The following is a 3,010-nucleotide window of genomic DNA, read 5'->3' as shown; positions in this document are numbered from 1 at the left end:
ATTTATTCAAAATAAATATTTTAATTATTTTAATTATACAAATTAATTTTTTTTTTAATTAATTTAATTTAAATTACTCAAATTAAAAAATAATTAATAATTAATATTTAATAAATAATAATGGAGAAAGAATGAACTTTAATAGAATAGCATATTTGTTGGTTTTAAATCACATAATTAATCAAGAATATAATTCTTATCTTTTTAAATTTAAAAGTTTTTGAACCATTTATTAAATTTTTTTTGTCTCACGCTCTGCTTTCTTTTATATAATGGTATATTTCCTAGACTTTTCAAATAATCCAAATACATCATATTACTATTAAGTGGAATTATATCATTTAATTTATAAGTGTAAGGTGCCCTTAAATCCAAAGATATTAATTTTTCCCAGTCAAAATCCTTAAAATAAGGATGTTCTCTTATTTTCATATATTGACTTAATCTTTTATTTGGATCTTTTACTAATAGCTTCTGAATTAAATCCTTAAACAAATGATCATTAACAAATGAAGGAAAAGACAAATTTTGTTTTATCATTACATTATAGAATTCCATAGGCTCTTCAATATCTTCACCAAATGGAATTGATCCGCAAACGAATTCATACATAACAACACCAAGAGCCCACAAATCTACCTGGAAAGAATATCCATTTCCAGTGAATATTTCAGGGGCCATATATGATGTGGTGCCAATAAATGTCTTACATCTATCTCTTATTAATTTAACTGTTCCAAAATCAAAGAATTTTATATAACCGTTTTCTAAAACCATTATATTTTCAGGTTTCAGGTCACGATATATTATTTTTTGACTATGTAAATAATTTAATACTTCCAACATTGAAGCCCCAAAAAATTGGGTTTGAGCTTTATTGAGTAAATTAATATCACGCATTACATCAAAAAGTTCTTTTCCTCTGACATATTCCATGATATAATAAAGATAAATATCTCCTTTTATATATTTTACAGTTTTGGCAATAAAAGGATGGTCCATTTTTAATAGAGTGTTTTTTTCTGTTTCAACTCTAGTTAAAATGTTTTCTTCTTTTATTTGAATTAAATCAAGTGCTTTGGCAGCATATAGTTGTTTATTTTTTTTACTACGAACTAAATTTACAAATCCATAACTACCTTCTCCAAGTAGTTTAATATTTTCTAAATCTTCTAATTCAATTGAATAATCATTAAAATAATATTGCTTCATGAAGTAGTCTTTTAGTTGTGGATTTAAAATACTATTGAATATATTAGCTGATAAGGTATAACATTCTACAGGGCCATTTGCTACTATTGTTGACAGGCTTTTTCTATCACTTAGAATGAGAGATTTAGACCCGAAATCATCCCCTTCAAATAGTGATTTCATATACTTATTATCAAAGAGGAAATCAACTTTTCCTTTTTTAACAATATATAATTTATCCCCTATACTACCTTGTAATATAATTTTTTGTCCACTTGAGAATTTCTCAACTTTTAAATTTTTTTGAATCATTTCTTTTTTTGCAGCATTTAAGTTCCTAAATAATTTTATATTATCTATAGCATTCAATGCATGTGACACTTCTTTTGCCACTTTAATATCTCCTCCTAAAACAGCTTTTACGTCATCGTAATTAGCTTCTGCTATGATGCAATTTAAATTAGCTACAAGATCATTTTGAAGTTTCAACTCCTTTTCATTTACGACATTATCCTCGAATAATATAGAATATGTTTCTCCTACAACTCTATTTGTTCTATTATCAATAACATTACCTTCTAGAATTACGCACATTTTCTTATGCACTTCAGTTCCTTTTCTGTAGATGGTAGTACCTTTTCTAACTGATTTAAATTTGAAAAATTTAAAAGCTTTATTTAATATACTGGCATTTATTGTTTTAAAATTGTGTGATTGCAATAATGATATTTTTAATAAACTGAAATATAATTGGTCTTTAAAGTCATCTCCAAAATGATTTTGGAAAAAGTCGTTAGATATGGTAAAAATTACGCAATTTGTTTTTGCTATAGCATCTGTTCCTCTTCTGTGTCCTTCAAAAAGTCCGTTTTGTCCGAAATATTCCGATCTTTTTTTTGTTCGAACTAATTGATTATGCACAAGAAAATTGACTTCACCTTCTTTAATTAAATATATGCAGCTAGATATATCTCCTTGTTTATAGATAAAATCTCTAGCTTTATAAATATTTTTAACTAAATAATTAGCCATATTCGATTTAACTTCATCTCCTAAAGGAATCTTTAGGGATTTTAGAAATTGCATATTTTCTCTAAAGCTAAGTTTATATAAATATTCTTTTATATTTTCAAAATCTTCTCTATCTAATGCCCATAACTCACATTCAGTTATGGCCTTCACTGTACCATTTCTTGGGCAATTATTCATAAGTGCAATTTCGCCAAAGTTATCTCCTTTTCTATAAGTAGCTTTTTTAACTCCATCAACAAAATATTCTAATTCTCCTTTATGAACAATAAACCAATAATTACCAAAAGCTCCCTGATAATATAATGTAACATGTGGTTTTACTTTATATAAAGACATATTAACGATTATCTCATTTCTTTCATGATTTTTCAGTGACTGCATAAAATAATGTTTACTTATACAATTATTTATTAAATCATAGTCAATTTTTTCAGGATTTTTCTCTTGAATTAAAGTCATCATGGTTATCTCTTTGTTTAAAGAAGGATAATTAGAAGGAACTTTGATTTTGTCTTTTCTTATTAAACTCCTACCTTGTACAACTGTTTTCTTTCTAGCCTGTTCAGTTTTTATATTTGAAATTACTTTTTGGAATGCACTTTTGAACTTTTTTGTATTTAATTGAATTGGTCCTTTTTCTTCAAATTTGTCTAATTCACCACCCATAATATTTAATTTTTGATGTAAATAATATTAAAAATAATTATTTAGATATTAATTAATAAAAATAATTTATATTTTTAATTTAATTATTTTAAATAATAAATTATTGTTTTTTAATTTTATA

Annotated in this window: 1 protein-coding gene; it reads right to left on the bottom strand. The window is 25.0% G+C overall.

All coding sequences use genetic code 11. The features are described 5' to 3' along the window. Positions 1-210: 210 nt before the first annotated feature. Positions 211-2,889, bottom strand: a complete 2,679-nt coding sequence (locus tag QZ146_RS08540; protein ID WP_295723618.1) for a cyclic nucleotide-binding serine/threonine-protein kinase — start codon at positions 2,887-2,889, stop codon at positions 211-213. Between the last annotated feature and the right edge of the window lie 121 nt (positions 2,890-3,010).

Source organism: uncultured Methanobrevibacter sp. (assembly GCF_905235195.1).
GTDB lineage: Archaea > Methanobacteriota > Methanobacteria > Methanobacteriales > Methanobacteriaceae > Methanarmilla.
The sequence above is the reverse complement of the archived record's forward strand: the minus strand, read 5'-3'. Positions and strand labels throughout refer to the sequence as shown.

What these genes read in the sequence shown, in the direction of transcription:
- QZ146_RS08540 (WP_295723618.1), bottom strand. Translation starts at nt 2,889, where the DNA reads ATGGGTGGTGAATTAGACAAATTTGAAGAAAAAGGACCAATTCAATTA.